Below are 15057 nucleotides of genomic sequence, written 5' to 3' on the forward strand. Positions count from 1 at the left end.
TGACTTCGATGTTGCAACAGAACGTTGCATACTTAATCGAAGATCGTTTCATCTTGCTCGAATGAAAAACTAGCTTTTTCTTACTTGACATTACTGGTTGTTTTGTTCAGTTTTCAAGGATCAAAATTTGTCGTCTATCAAAATGGCGACTTAATTAATATAACACGCAGGAAAATTAATGTCAACATATGATTTTAAATAATTTTTGTTACCTCAATTTAACCAATGCGATTTATGAAGCAACGTTTAATAATTTACCACGGTTATCCCTTTAAATCAAGAGGGAATTTCATTGAAAAATATGGTAACTGATTATTTGCCCAGATCATTTACCTTCATCGTTATTACGACAGTAACCTAGAGAACTAAGAGATTGTCAAAAAATCACGAAACGATTTTTCCAGGATTGTATGGGGGATCGTCTACATTCTAGCCCAAAACCACGCCATATCCTGTGTCAAATGCCAGTTCAGCCTGTCGCAGGCATGCAGATGCACAGTTATCACTTGATGAATTTTTGGACAACCTCTTAAAAGCTCACTTGTTTAACACTACTGCTCCCTTTTACGCATTTGCGGGAACAGTAATACATCTCTAATAGAAGGGGAATTCGTAAGAAGCATGACCAATCGATCTATACCAATACCTAATCCACCAGTTGGAGGCATACCGTACTCTAATGATTCTAAGAAGTCTTCATCCATTTCATGTGCTTCATCGTTGCCTTGTTCTTTTTCTTTCACTTGTGCCTCAAAACGTTGCCGTTGATCTATTGGATCGTTTAACTCAGAAAATGCATTCGCATGCTCTCGCCCAACAATGAATAACTCAAACCGGTCTGTAAATCGTTCATCTTCTTTATTTTTCTTAGCTAAAGGTGAAATTTCCACGGGATGACCATATATAAAAGTCGGCTGAATGAGTTTGTCCTCTACCTTTTGTTCGAAAAATTCATTAACAATATGCCCGAATGTCATCGTATCTTTGATTTCAACTTGATTTTCCTTAGCTAAGGCTTTTGCTTGTTCATCACTCATCCGATTCCAAAAGTCTACACCTGTAAATTGCTTGATCGCGTCTACCATGTGAAGCCTTTTCCATTCTGGCTTTAAATCAACCTGTTGGTCTCCATATTCAATAGTAGTATTACCGACTAGTTCCTGCGCTATATGTGCAATAAGATTTTCAGTCAAGGCCATAACATCGTGGAAGTCTGCATAAGCCTCATATAATTCAAGCATTGTAAATTCAGGGTTATGTCTAGTAGATACACCTTCATTACGAAATACTCGTCCTATTTCGTAAACCTTTTCCATCCCTCCAACAATAAGTCTTTTTAAATGTAATTCTATCGCGATCCTCATATATAAAGGAACGTCTAGTGCGTTATGGTGTGTTATGAACGGACGTGCAGAAGCCCCACCTGGGATGCCATGCATCATTGGTGTTTCTACTTCTAGGAATCCTTGATCATCTAAATATCGTCGCATTACTTGAATAATTATGCTGCGAGATACAAATGTTTTTCTACTATCGGGATTCGTGATCAAATCCAGGTAGCGTTGACGATATCTTTGTTCCACATCCTTTAAGCCATGGAACTTTTCAGGTAAAGGTCGAAGCGACTTAGATAAAAGATGGAATTCCGACACTTTGACCGAGAGTTCTCCCACTTTTGTTTTAAATACTTCACCCGTCACTCCGACAATATCTCCAATATCGACAGAGTTAAATAGGTTATATGTTTCTTCTCCAACCAAATCCTTTCGTACATATAATTGGATCTGGCCACTTAAGTCTTGAATATGAGCAAAACCAGCTTTGCCCTTTCCGCGCTTAGTCATCACTCGACCAGCGATCGTTGTTTGAATTGCTCTTTCCTCTAACTCTTCTTTCGTATAATGATCATATGTCTCCTTGATCTGCTCTGACAAGTGTGTTCGTTCAAATTTATCACCAAAAGGATCGACCCCTTGCTCTTGGTATGACTGTAATTTTTCTCGGCGAACACGCATGTGATCATTCTGCTCTTCTGCCATCTATCTCACTCCAATTATGTATTAGTTTTTTCTATCATGAATACGTTCTATCTTCTACATTCGGTATTTCTGATACTTTTCACCTAAATTGAATGACTCGACCTGTGTCAAACGCAGGAATCTTCTATCGTATGCTAACAGATGCGTCGACTCGACCTGTTTGTTATTGCATCAATATGAAACACGTTTATCCTCCTCAATTATTTAATTTGAGTATCTTGTTTTGGCATCAATTCTTCTATAGAAACATTAAGGGTAGTACAAATGTTTTGCATTACACATTTGGTAGGAACACGGATACTTCTTTCAATTTCTCCGACGACAGAAACTGATATCCCAAGCTTTCTTGCAAAAGATACTTGTGTATATCCTTTTAACTTTCGATATGCACGAATCCGTTTTCCCCAATCGACCGATTCCATTTTGTTACTCCCTCTTTCTCTTCTGCTGACATTGTCATTAGGATGTCTGAAACGCTTTTGTTTATTGTAGGAATCATCATGTTAGGATTCAAGTCATTTAAGGGAATAAGTACAAAAGCTCGTTCGTGCATCCTTGGATGAGGTATTGTGAGTTGCTCCGACTCTATATTTTCTTTATTAAAGACCAAAATGTCAAGGTCTATTGTTCTTGGACCCCAACGAATTTCCCTTTTTCTGTCTAAATTCTTTTCTATTTTTAAGCAATATTTTAGTAGTTCGTAAGCGGTATAGGTTGTTTCTACTTTAACAACCATGTTCAAAAAATTTTTTTGAGACGTATATCCAACTGGCTTTGTTTCATAAACGGAGGAGACTGACGAGATGATCAATTCCTCTTTGTCCCGTAATGCTTGAAGTGCTTTCTTCAAGTACAGTGAACGTGGCGAGATATTTGATCCTAATGCAATATATCCGATGTTCATATTGACCTTGTCCGATGAATTTCTACCCCAACCGATTGATAATGCCCGGGAATTGGTGGATTTGGCTTGATAACCTTTACTGTACACCCAGAAAGTTTATCAAATTTCGCAAAAAATTGATTGGCAATATTCTCAGCTACAGTCTCTATCAAGTTTTTTGCGTCTCCTTCAACGATATTTTTTGTCATCTCGTATACGCGCCCATAATCAATGGAGTCTTCCATTTTGTCTGTCTCACCTGGTACTTTTAAATCTAATTCAAGAGCAACATCCACCATGTATCGCTGCCCTAATCTTTTCTCTTCAGGAAATACTCCGTGATAACCGTAAAATTCCATTCTGTTTAAGTATATTTTGTCCATATTTTCTCACCTTTCCCGATCATGGCGTCCATCATTTTGGTCATACGAACGATCTGCTTAACATGATGAACGCGAACAATTTGAACACCTTTTGCAACACCATAGCAAACGGTCGCGCCTGTTCCTTCCTCACGTTGATCAACAGGTAAATCTAAAACTTTACCTATTAACGATTTTCTTGATGTTCCTAATAAAACAGGATATCCTAAGTCTACGATTTGCTCCAGATTTCGCATTACTAGAATGTTCTCATCAGCGGTTTTCGCAAATCCAATTCCAGGATCTAAAAGAATAGCTTCTTTTTTAACCCCAGCTCTTGTTGCAATTTGAATACTTTCCTTTAAATCTTCTTTTATATCTTCCATCAAGGAAGCATACTGTGCCTTTTCTCGATTATGCATTAAAATAATCGGTACTCCATGAGTTGCAGCAACCTCCGCAATCTTTGGCTCTTTTTTTGCTCCCCACACATCATTTATGATCGATGCGCCTGCCTGTAGTGCTTGTTTAGCGGTTTCCGCTTTATATGTATCAATAGATATGGGAATGCCTACTTCATTCTTTACTGCCTCAATAATGGGTAAAACTCTTGATAGTTCCATTTCTTCTGATAATGGTGTATATCCTGGTCTAGTTGATTCACCACCAATATCTATGATGTCCGCTCCGGCCGCTTCCATTTCAACCGCATGTTTAATTGCGTGTTCCATACGATTGTAATTACCCCCATCTGAAAAAGAATCAGGAGTGATATTTAGTATCCCCATAACAAGGGTTTTTTTGGACAAGTCATAGTTTTTTTCTTTTGTTTTCAATACAAATTTCACCCTAACCACCCTTTACAATCTTTATTATGTACCATTCTACAATATTTTAGAGGAATGTTCACGAATACCTTGGCAGAATGAGCAAAGATAAAAAACAACCCTTCGCAAAAAAGGGTTGTGAACATGCACTTTACTATAACCTTAATCAAATTGATAGAGTGGGGTGGATAGGTATCTTTCTCCATTACTAGGAATGATCGCAAGGACTTTTTTTCCTTTTCCTAGCTTTTTGGCTACTTCATTAGCAGCATGAATTGCAGCTCCAGACGATACACCACCTAGTACTCCATCAAGGCGTGCTGCTTGTCGAGCTGTTTCATATGCATCTTCATTCGTTACTTGGATAACTTCATCATATACATCTGTATTTAATATTTCTGGAACGAATCCCGCCCCGATTCCTTGAATTTTGTGTGGTCCAGGTTGTCCTCCCGATAAAATCGCTGAATCTGAAGGCTCGACAGCATAGATTTTAATGTCCTTATAGTGTTCCTTTAAAACTTTACCCGCACCAGTGATTGTACCACCAGTACCAATACCAGACACAAACGCATCTAATTGATTTCCCATTTGCTCAATAATTTCTTTTCCTGTTGTACGCGCATGAACCCCTGGATTTGCTTCATTACTAAATTGCTGTGGCATGAAATATCCATGCTCACTTTTAAGCTCTTCCGCTTTCTTGATCGAACCTTTCATTCCATTTGCTCCTGGAGTAAGAACCAGCTCTGCACCGTATGCTAGGAGGAGATTTCGACGTTCTTGACTCATCGTGTCCGGCATAACCAATACAGCCCTATACCCTTTTATTGCAGCAACCATGGCTAGTCCAATGCCTGTATTACCACTTGTAGGTTCAACAATTGTATCTCCCTCTTTTAACAAGCCTTCTTTTTCAGCCGCTTCGATCATAGCAAGTGCAATACGATCTTTTACAGATCCGCCTGGATTCATAAATTCAAGTTTTAAGTATACCTCCGCACCATCCTGTACTGCCGCGCGATTTAATTTGACTATCGGGGTGTTCCCTATAATGTCTGCAATCGATTTTGCTACCTTCATTATTTACCACTCCCAATTCCGAGTATTTTTATTGGATTTATACTTAATGTACGTTCCAGTTTAAAAAAAGTCAAACTATGCGATTGTTTTGTCTATTAATACGATGACATGCCAGAAACCTCTACAAGCTCTTTTACTTCCCATAGATCCATTCGACATCAAGCTTATCCCACAATGAATTTGCATTTGCGACTTGATTTAATCTTTCTAAGGCAACTTCCCTTCTAATTTCCCCTTTTAATTCATCATATGTAAAACGTACGGACGGTACTTTGCGATGGAGATAAAATACAACGACTCCATCTCCAGTCTGAATCGGTTTACTATAACTGTTATTTTCCATCTCATCTGCTTCTTCAAAATAAATATCTTCTAGGAAATTTGTTCCATTTGTGAAGAAACCTAAATAACCGCCATCATCCTTCGTTTTTTGATCGATCGAATACTCTCTTGCTAACACGGAAAAAGAGGCACCGTCGTCTAATTCTCTCATTATTTTGGATGCAGTTTCCATGTCATTTACTACAATTTGCGAGAATTGATAGGATGCCTCAAATTGGAATTGATCTTCGTATGTTTCAAAATACTCTCTTATTTCTTCTTCTGAAACAGCAATATCCATTGTGAGTAATGCTTCTAAATAATATCGATAGCGGACATCCGAACGCCATGCTTCTTCTTTTGCTTTTGCCTCTTGCTTTGTAAGTGGTCCTTCCATTGTGTATAGCAATGATATTTCTCTTTCTATTAGTTTCTCATTAATCTCTATACCGTTCTTCTTTGCTAATTGGAGGACAACTTCGCGATCAACCATATCCTTAAGCACTTTTTTTCCATACGTATCCTCCAATGTAGTAAGCCATTTTTCATACGAAATATCTGTATTTCCTATAGAGGCTACCGTATCATTCCTCTTCAATTGAGGTGTGTTTTCCCCTGTGATAACCTCTTCTTTTTCCTTCATCCATATAACAATCGTGGCTAGATTGGTTATAAGAAGGAGGACAATCACTCCCCATAAAAACTTCTTGGTCATCCGTGTTCCCCTCATTTTCACTCTGTTTTTAACGCTTCAAGCTCTTCTAGGTCAAAAGTATACCTTTCATTGCAAAAATGACAAGTTGCTTCTGCCCCATGATCCTCTTCAATCATTTTGTTAATTTCCTCTGTACCGAGACCCTTAATTCCTAATGAAATTCTTTCCTTTGAACAATGACACGTATATTGAACGGAAAGAGTTTGATGAATTTTCATATTATCTTTACCTACTATAATATCTAAAATTTCTGTTGGCGTTTTTCCATCTCGAATAAGGTTTGAAATGGAAGGAATCGTAGTGATCTTATTTTCGATACTCGCAATGGTTTCATCTTCTGCTCCTGGCAATACTTGAATTAAGAATCCCCCTGAAGCTAATACCGTATGATCTGGATTAATGAGGACGCCAGCACCCGCTGCAGAGGGTATTTGTTCTGATTTTGCAAAATAATAGGTGAAATCTTCACTAATTTCTCCAGAAACAATTGGAACTTGACCTGTGAAATTCTCCTTCAACCCCAAGTCTTTAACAACACTAAGCGTACCTTCTGTTCCTACTGCTCTTGAAACATCAAGCTTCCCTTTTTCATTAAGCTCAAAATCAACATGTGGATTTGAAACATACCCTCTCACTTCACCTTTTGCATTACCGTCAACAATGATCGCACCTAACGGCCCCCCACCTTCTACTTTTACGGTGATTTTGTCTTCTCCTTTTAACATGGCACCCATCATAGCGGTTATCGTGATTGTTCTGCCAAGTGCCGCAGAGGCCGTGGCCCATGTACCTTGCCTGCGTCGCGCTTCCTCAACTGTCTTAGTAGATCGAATGGCATAAGCCCGAATCATTCCATCAAATGCGGTTGCCTTTATTAAATGATCATTCATAAAAATCATACTCCTTACCCAATCTGTTTTATCTATGTTTGTATAATTATACCACCGTTATATTCTAAGGTTATCACACAATCAAATTAAGGTGAATCGTAATCTTAATTTACCACCACATGGCTATATCATGCAAAAAAACAACCTCCTTGACAATTTGTCGGAGGTTGTTTCTCACTTATTCTTTATTAGGTTGATCTTTTTGTTCGTTATCTTCTGATTTGGAATGGATATTTACTTTTACGTCTTGGTCATTTGCTTCGGTAGTACCAGGTTGATTGATTGTTTCATCTACCTCATCAGAATCTGGAAGCTTTCCTTCTTCAAACAAAGATTTAATTTGAGCTGCATCCAGTGTCTCAATCTTTAATAATGTTTTGGCTACAAGTTCTAATCTATCCTTATTTTCCGTTAAAATCTGACGGGCTCTTTCGTACGATTCATTTATAATCCGTTGTACCTCCTGGTCGATCTGATATGCGATCTCATCACTATACGTTTGCTCATTTTGTATATCTTTGCCGAGGAATACTTGACCGCCACCACTGCTAAACTGTAGGGGTCCAATTTTCTCACTCATTCCATATTCCGTGACCATTTTACGAGCAATACCAGTTGCGCGTTGGAAATCATTATGTGCACCTGTACTTACTTCACCAAAATTAATTTCCTCTGAGACACGCCCACCAAGCAGACCGGTAATCTTGTCTAGCAATTCCTGTTTCGTCATAAGATAACGATCTTCTCTTGGTAACATGACAGCATAACCACCCGCTTGACCACGGGGAACGATGGTTACTTTGTGAACCATGTCAGCATCATCTAACACCATACCAATGATCGTATGCCCACTTTCATGGAAAGCAACAATATTTCGTTCTTTTTTCGATATGACTCTGCTCTTTTTAGCAGGACCAGCGATGACCCGATCAATTGCTTCATCTACGTCTAGCTCATCGATTACAGTTTTATCATGACGAGCAGCAACAAGAGCAGCCTCATTTAAAAGGTTTTCCAAATCGGCACCAGAAAATCCTGGTGTTCGCATTGCAACCGTTTTTAGATCGATCGACTCATCGAGCGGTTTGTTTTTTGCATGTACTTTAAGTACTTCTTCTCTTCCCTTAACATCTGGACGATCAACCGTAATTTGGCGGTCAAATCGACCAGGACGCAATAATGCTGGATCCAATATGTCTGGACGGTTGGTAGCAGCAATAATAATAATTCCTTCATTTTCGCCAAAACCATCCATTTCAACAAGTAACTGGTTCAGTGTTTGTTCACGTTCATCATGACCCCCACCAAGACCTGCGCCACGTTGTCTACCGACTGCATCAATTTCGTCAATGAAGATAATACATGGTGCATTTTTCTTGGCGTTCTCAAATAAGTCACGGACACGCGATGCACCAACACCAACAAACATTTCAACAAAGTCAGAACCACTGATGGAGAAAAACGGAGTACCAGCTTCACCTGCTACTGCCCGCGCAAGCAATGTTTTACCTGTTCCTGGAGGTCCAACAAGGAGGACACCTTTTGGAATTTGAGCACCGACTGCGGAGAACTTACGTGGATCCTTTAGAAAATCAACCACTTCTACAAGCTCCTGTTTCTCTTCGTCTGCTCCAGCTACATCCTTAAACTTTACTTTCTTTTTATCTTCACTGTAAAGCTTAGCTTTACTCTTACCAAAGTTCATTACACGGCTACCGCCGCCTTGAGATTGATTAAGAAGGAAGAAAAATAATATGAATAAAATAACAAATGGGATCATTGTAGTAAGAAATGTTACCCACCCGCTAGGCTGTTCTTCTTCTTTCACATTTAAAACACTTTGTTCTGTTGCTGTCTTCGTAATTTCAGCAACAATTTGAGCATTCTCAGGTACTTGGGTGATAAATGTATTATTTTCTTGATTGCCTTGCAACTCACCAGTAATACGATAAATGCCATTTGATGGTTGCATGGTCATGCTTTCAATTTCACCACCATTTAGTGCCTGTAAAAATTGGTTCACATCATATTCTTTTGCTTCATCATTTTGACCTTTAAATACCCCTACGATTCCTATCACTACAAGGAATATTAAAAAGTAAAAGATTACGTTACGAAATATTCGGTTCATTGCCTACCTCCTCCCAAACGAGAAAACTATAGTAAATAGTACCATATCAAAAAGTCTTAACACAACTAATTCCCCTTTTACTTTTAAAAATATTGATTTACGCTTCTCCTCCATAAATTTCAGGCTTCAGCACACCAACATATGGAAGATTGCGATATTTTTCCTGGTAATCAAGTCCATATCCAACAACAAATTCATTGGGTACCTCAAACCCAACTAGATCCGCTTTAATGTCCACCGTGCGACCTTCTGGCTTATCCAGTAGTGTTACTATTTTAATCGAATTGGCCTTACGATATTTAAATAGATCAACTAGGTAACGTAGGGTTAATCCACTATCAATGATATCCTCAATGATCAGTAGCTCCCTTCCTTCTACCTTTGTATCTAAATCCTTCTCAATTTTCACTTCCCCAGAGGAACGCACTCCTCCACCATAACTAGAAACATCCATGAAGTCCATTTCTAGGTGTGTGTCGGTATAACGCAGTACATCTGCCATAAAGGGTAAAGCACCTTTTAGTACACCAACGGCTAATGGGAATTTTCCATCGTAATCTTTCGTTAATGCTGCACCTATTTCTTTACACTTTGCTTCAATGTCTTCTTTTGATATTAAGATCTTTTCAATATCATTATGCATCGTCTTCCTCCTACATGTTTCCCTTTTTACATATGAGCCAAGTTCGTTTTATTGTAGTCTAATCGAATAAAGTTTTCAGCACCCTTACTATTTCTCGTTATCCCTTTTTTTAATCCGATGATCCATAAAATGTTACCCGTCTGATCCGTAATGATCGGCCAGGAACCCCTTTGGTGATGTGGAATCTTTTCATCAATAAAAACATCTTTTACTTTTTTTGAACCATTAAGGCCCCTTATGACAATTCTATCCCCTGGTTCTCGACTACGCACAATAAGCGGAAGGTTTACCAAATTAGAATCAATGAAAAGGGAGTTTCGTGATTCCTTGAGATAGGCTTTAGCAAATGTAGAGATGATTGTAGATCCATCAGGTAACAGCACTTTCCCTGGTACGGGTAATAATGAATGGATTCGTCTACCTTTTCCATCTTCAAATCGAAACAAAACGGTTTGATAAGCCTTCATCACCCGTAATCCCATTGGAAAATCAAGCGAAGTATTTGCTCTTTTGCTTAAGAGTAGTTGGAAAAAATGTTCCTCATGAACATAGCTTACATCTTTAGGGATCGTTCCATAAAGATAGTTTAATATTAGATGAAAGGCACGCCTTTGTAAAGAAGGGGCATACTGATTGAACGCACTCACATTGAAGACCACTTCTTTTTCAATCTTTTTAAAAGTTACCGCTTCTGAGACAACCTTTTCTGCTTCGTTCTGGAGAAACGATTCATCTGATGCGATCGATTCGCTAAGTCTCTGCATATTCGTATGTAAGTTTGGATTCCGCTCCACCAATTTAGGTAGAATATGGTTTCTAACATAATTCCTCGTATATGTTGAGTCTTCATTCGATGGATCTCTTCTCGGGATGATATTATGTTCCCAACAATATGTTTCCAATTCCGCTTTCTTAATTGTTAAGAAAGGACGAATAATCCACCCGTTTGAAAAAGGACGCTTAAAAGGGATGCCAATTAATGCCTTTGGTTGTGACTCCCGAATAAAACGCATTACCATTGTTTCTGCTTGGTCGTCAGCATGGTGACCCAAAGCCAAGTGCGTTGCGTTGAAGTATTCCATTTGCTCTTCAAAAAATTGATACCTCATTTCTCTTGCTGCTACCTGTGTTCCTTTTTTTGTTTTCTTCTTATACGTAGGAACATCTAAATAGGTTCCAACAAATTGGATCCCCCATGTCCCACACATTTTTTTTACGTATTCAATATCTTGCCTTGATTCTTCCCCCCTTAACCCATGATCTACACTAAGTGCAATTAGATGTAACTGCCATTCTTGTTTTATGGCATGTAAAAAGTGGAGCAGAGCCATGGAATCAGGTCCACCCGATACACCAATCAAAACGGTCGAACCCTTCTTCAACAGTGTATGCTTCTCGATAAAAGAATTTACTTTATGATTCATTTATGGCTCTCTCCAACCTACAAAACTTTTTGATCACTCTTGAACATCTTAATCCTACCATTTCCTGTTCCCTTTCTGCAAAGTCAAAAACCATCTATTTAGCTAAAAATTAAATAAAATGTATAAAACAAAAGAACCACAGCAAAAATCCCAACGCCTTCCATAAAAGGATGCTCTTTTTTGGGCTTTCTGACGGTGGATTTTCCTTGGTGTGTTGCCCTTTTAACTGGGGGTGTCTGTTGTTTCTTTTTTATTGTATCGGTTTTTTGTTGATTCATTAAGACCGCTGAAATATCACGTTTCATTTGTTTACTGGAAGAATATTTTCCTTGTAATGCCTTGATTAAACACGGTTCAAATTTTTTTAGTTGTGGTGTCATATGAAGCTTATTCATTAATGTTTTTTCGGGTGACCGCCCTTTCTCAAACCGATTTGGATAATAAAGATGGAACATGACCATTACTAAGGCAAATAAATCATAAGATGGTTCTGCCTTTCTTGAACCCATACCCCAGTAACCACGGTCATAAAATTCTGTATATTCTTTTATGGATCTACCAATTTGGGTTGTACCTCCAACATCGATCCACCTTAGCCGTGGTGGAGCATATGTGACAATAAGGTTATCAGGCTTTAAGTCTCCAAACACCCAACCAGATTCATGTAGTTTTGCTAAGTCATCTAACAATTGTAACATAAATATACCAAGCCATTCTTCACCATGACTTTTAATGAAAAAAGAAAGAGGTTTCCCCTTTAAATATTCCATTACATAAAAGGAATAGGAATGACCATTTTTCGGATGTACCCAATCATCAACATCCAACAAAGAAGGTCCAAGGCGGTGCCCTTGGACCTTTTGAAACGTTTTTAATACATTTACTTCCGTTGTAATCGAAGAGCTCTTTTCACTTATCTTCAATGCTGCTTGTTTTCCATTTGATTCACACAAATATACTTTTCCAATCGCTCCATGGCCAAGTTCACCTTTAATTGTATAACGGTTTTTATGCCATTTCCCTTTGATTACTCCACCTTGACTTAGTGTAAGCTCAGGCTTCCTCGATGCTTGATTCATCTTCATTTCTAAAGCTCCTCAATAAGCTTTTCTTCCCAAATTGGTACATCGCTGCTTTAATGGCGGGTCCTGTTGGTGTAATCCCACCACTCGTTAATTTTGGAAATACCGATGATATAGAGTCTAGTTTTGGTGACCAATCTAACACCTTATTAATATCTTTTCTTTTTCCAGGGAAAGAATAAATAGCAAAGCGATTTCTTCCAATTCTAGCATTTAAACTAACAGATAAATCGATAAGTGCTTCTTGAACCGTTGGTAACTTATTATGCATACTAGCACTCGCATCAATCAATACTAGAACTTCCAAATCACATGTTTCACCAAGATCCTCTACTACTTCCATTACTTCTCCGCGCTGATCAGGTGGTAGCTCTTCCAAGCTTTGCTTCGGACCAAGAATTTGTTTTAATTCCTGGTTTACCACACCTTGTAATGTTTGGGTCATCGCTTGCTTTGTGACCGTTTGAACGGTTTGTGCAAGTGCCTGTTTGTACACAATTTGACTTACACCACCACCTGACATAGCAATCTCTTCCACTTCCTGTAAACCCTCTGGCTGTTCACTTTGCTCATCCTCCAACACACCAATTACATTTACGGAGATCCCTTGCTGAAACGCCAACGCTGCAACAGCAGATGGATCCTCCCCTTTGTTTGAGCAGCCGTCCGTTATTAATAAAATTTGCTTCAATGTACCCTTTTTCATAAGGTATAATTCCTCCTCTATATTTGCCATCCTTCGTAAAAAAATGTCTAGTAGTTCGTGTTCAAAAACATCATCTAGTACCATCTTCGCCGAACAGGATAGAAATTATACCTTTGTTTTACTTGAATTTAATTTAGCTCAATTCTACTGTACTTCTTGCCCATATGCGGGAATAGCGGCCCACTCAGGGATGTTTTTATCAATTCTAGCAACAAGCACAGTCATGTCATCTTCAATTTTCCCAGCCCTATTACGGACAACTTGCTCTAACACCAAATCAGCAATTGCTTGCGGATCATTTGTCTCCATTTCTTTAATTTTTCTTTTTAACCATAAATCCACATTTTCAATATGCTTTGGACCTTCAAAAATACCGTCGCTCATCATAATTAAAAGGTCGCCAGCTTTAAGTTGTTCGGTTACTACTTCCACATCGAAGTCTTGAATAATGCCAATCGGCAAGTTACTTGCCTCAATATTGTGTATCTGGTTACCTCGTTTAATAAAGCTTGGGGTTGATCCAATTTTCAAGAACTTTACCGCAGCATTATGTAAATCAATCATCGCAAGGTCAAGCGTAGAAAAAATTTCTTCATTCGTTCGAAGCGATAGAATGGAATTAATCGACTTAATTGCTACATGTTCTTTTATACCAGATTGTAAGATTTGCTGTAACAAACGAAGCGTCTCCACGCTTTCTTCATGGGCTCGATTGCCATTACCCATCCCATCACTTATCGCCATTGCATATTTTCCTGCTCCAAGCTCTATGGTCGAATAGCTATCACCAGAAATGAGTCCTCCACCTTTTGCAGCATGGGCCACTCCCATATCAACAACATATTTTTTGGCTGATCCAAATGCCAGATAGCTATATCCATTTGGAAAAGGAGAAATATCTTCTTGTTTCATGACGACACTTTCATTTAAAATATCCGATAACACTGGGGCAATTAGCTTTGAGCCTTCCCCGTGATAATCATAAAATGACAGTGTCATTTCGATATCAATGTTTCCTTTTTCTAAATTATAAATATCTAACTTTTCCAATTCCATTCCCATATGCTTCATTGCTGCAACAATTTCCATCTCCTGATGTTCATGATTTTTTCTTTCTTTTAAAATTTCTTTTGCAAAATCCCCCATCACTTCTGATACTCCTGAAAGTTGATCCGCAACAAACCGTCTACTCTCGTTTACCTGCTTTTTCAGCTTTTGGTTTGCCTCATAAAAAGATAGTTCATGCTTCATCGTGTCTATTACTTTTTTCGGTTTGACACAGTGGCGATCAAAATTTCTTTCTAACACATTGTTTGGTTCACTTCCCGTCTCTAAGTCCTGTTTTAATTCCGTCATCAATTCATAGGTTTTATCAAATTGTTGGGCCCAGCACCATTCTTTCTTAAAACAGGATTGACACGTTTTTTCTGTAACATTACTTAAAAAATAGTCGATTTCTTTACTTTCATCTTCTTCTTGTTCATCCTCCTTTTGGTTGGTAAAGCTTTTTGAAAGTGCTTGAAATACATCGGAAAACTGTTCGACACGATGTGCAGTTACATCTCGAACCTTTTGAAGATATTGCTCTTGTTCTTTTGAGTGCTCTAGTGTTCCTGGAATGAACCGTGATATTTTCCTGATCCACTTATCTGGAGTAAGGAAAAAAATGATAACAGCTATTGATGTTTCTAAAAGGGATGGAAGAAGTGCATCTACTCCCTCTCCATATATTCCGATTAATAACGTACCAACAAAAAGACCCATACTGACCCCTAGCTTTTTGCCATCCTTTAGTAAGCCACCAAGTAAACCAGAGAATGCTAGTCAGCACTGAAGAGTAAAAAATTTTTCGAGATAATTTGATAAAATACCAACCCTAAATATGCTAAAAATGGTAAAATTGAGTGTAATAAATGCTGATAAATGGCGTATTTTAGGGGGGAATGAAAAT

At 38.4% G+C, this 15057-nt stretch carries 13 protein-coding genes and 1 pseudogene; all 14 read right to left on the bottom strand.

Annotated elements, in window-relative coordinates; translation table 11 throughout:
* Positions 1–551 precede the first annotated feature (551 nt).
* Positions 552–2039 (bottom strand): lysine--tRNA ligase, encoded by a 1488-nt coding sequence (lysS, locus tag NC797_RS17260; protein ID WP_272438066.1) that lies wholly within the window; start codon positions 2037–2039, stop codon positions 552–554.
* Positions 2040–2239: 200 nt separating this feature from the next.
* Positions 2240–2461: a helix-turn-helix domain-containing protein gene (locus NC797_RS17265; protein ID WP_272438067.1), complete on the bottom strand. Its 222-nt coding sequence runs from the start codon at positions 2459–2461 to the stop codon at positions 2240–2242.
* On the bottom strand, positions 2413–2943 hold the full coding sequence (gene folK, locus NC797_RS17270; protein WP_272438068.1) for a 2-amino-4-hydroxy-6-hydroxymethyldihydropteridine diphosphokinase: 531 nt from the start codon (positions 2941–2943) through the stop codon (positions 2413–2415). Before folK ends, NC797_RS17265 begins: the two co-directional genes overlap by 49 nt.
* Positions 2940–3305, bottom strand: coding sequence for a dihydroneopterin aldolase (gene folB / locus NC797_RS17275; RefSeq protein WP_272438069.1), 366 nt, complete (start codon positions 3303–3305; stop codon positions 2940–2942). Before folB ends, folK begins: the two co-directional genes overlap by 4 nt.
* Positions 3287–4072, bottom strand: coding sequence for a dihydropteroate synthase (gene folP, locus NC797_RS17280; protein WP_272438078.1), 786 nt, complete (start codon positions 4070–4072; stop codon positions 3287–3289). The genes folB and folP overlap by 19 nt, the downstream gene beginning before the upstream one ends.
* Positions 4073–4273: 201 nt before the next feature.
* Positions 4274–5194 carry a cysteine synthase A gene (cysK, locus tag NC797_RS17285; protein ID WP_272438070.1) on the bottom strand — a complete coding sequence of 307 codons (921 nt, stop codon included), beginning with the start codon at positions 5192–5194 and terminating at the stop codon, positions 4274–4276.
* Positions 5195–5327: 133 nt separating this feature from the next.
* The gene (locus NC797_RS17290) at positions 5328–6230 is read right to left on the bottom strand and encodes a peptidylprolyl isomerase (protein WP_272438071.1); all 903 of its coding nucleotides are present in this window, start codon (positions 6228–6230) and stop codon (positions 5328–5330) included.
* Positions 6231–6247: 17 nt separating this feature from the next.
* Positions 6248–7120, bottom strand: a complete 873-nt coding sequence (gene hslO, locus NC797_RS17295; RefSeq protein ID WP_272438072.1) for an Hsp33 family molecular chaperone HslO — start codon at positions 7118–7120, stop codon at positions 6248–6250.
* Positions 7121–7298: 178 nt separating this feature from the next.
* Entirely contained in the window at positions 7299–9251 is a 1953-nt protein-coding gene (gene ftsH / locus NC797_RS17300) for an ATP-dependent zinc metalloprotease FtsH (RefSeq protein ID WP_272438073.1), read from the bottom strand.
* A gap of 97 nt (positions 9252–9348) precedes the next feature.
* A complete protein-coding gene (hpt, locus tag NC797_RS17305; RefSeq protein ID WP_272438074.1) occupies positions 9349–9894 on the bottom strand; it encodes a hypoxanthine phosphoribosyltransferase in 546 nt (181 codons plus the stop codon).
* 26 nt (positions 9895–9920) lie between these two features.
* Positions 9921–11318, bottom strand: a complete 1398-nt coding sequence (tilS, locus tag NC797_RS17310; RefSeq protein ID WP_272438075.1) for a tRNA lysidine(34) synthetase TilS — start codon at positions 11316–11318, stop codon at positions 9921–9923.
* A gap of 98 nt (positions 11319–11416) precedes the next feature.
* Positions 11417–12403: a protein kinase domain-containing protein gene (locus NC797_RS17315; RefSeq protein ID WP_272438076.1), complete on the bottom strand. Its 987-nt coding sequence runs from the start codon at positions 12401–12403 to the stop codon at positions 11417–11419.
* Positions 12372–13106, bottom strand: coding sequence for a vWA domain-containing protein (locus NC797_RS17320; RefSeq protein ID WP_272438077.1), 735 nt, complete (start codon positions 13104–13106; stop codon positions 12372–12374). Before NC797_RS17320 ends, NC797_RS17315 begins: the two co-directional genes overlap by 32 nt.
* A 144-nt stretch (positions 13107–13250) precedes the next feature.
* Positions 13251–14930: pseudogene (spoIIE, locus tag NC797_RS17325) on the bottom strand (stage II sporulation protein E); the annotation flags it as partial.
* Between the last annotated feature and the right edge of the window lie 127 nt (positions 14931–15057).

It is taken from the genome of Terrihalobacillus insolitus (assembly GCF_028416575.1).
Lineage (GTDB): Bacteria > Bacillota > Bacilli > Bacillales > Amphibacillaceae > Terrihalobacillus > Terrihalobacillus insolitus.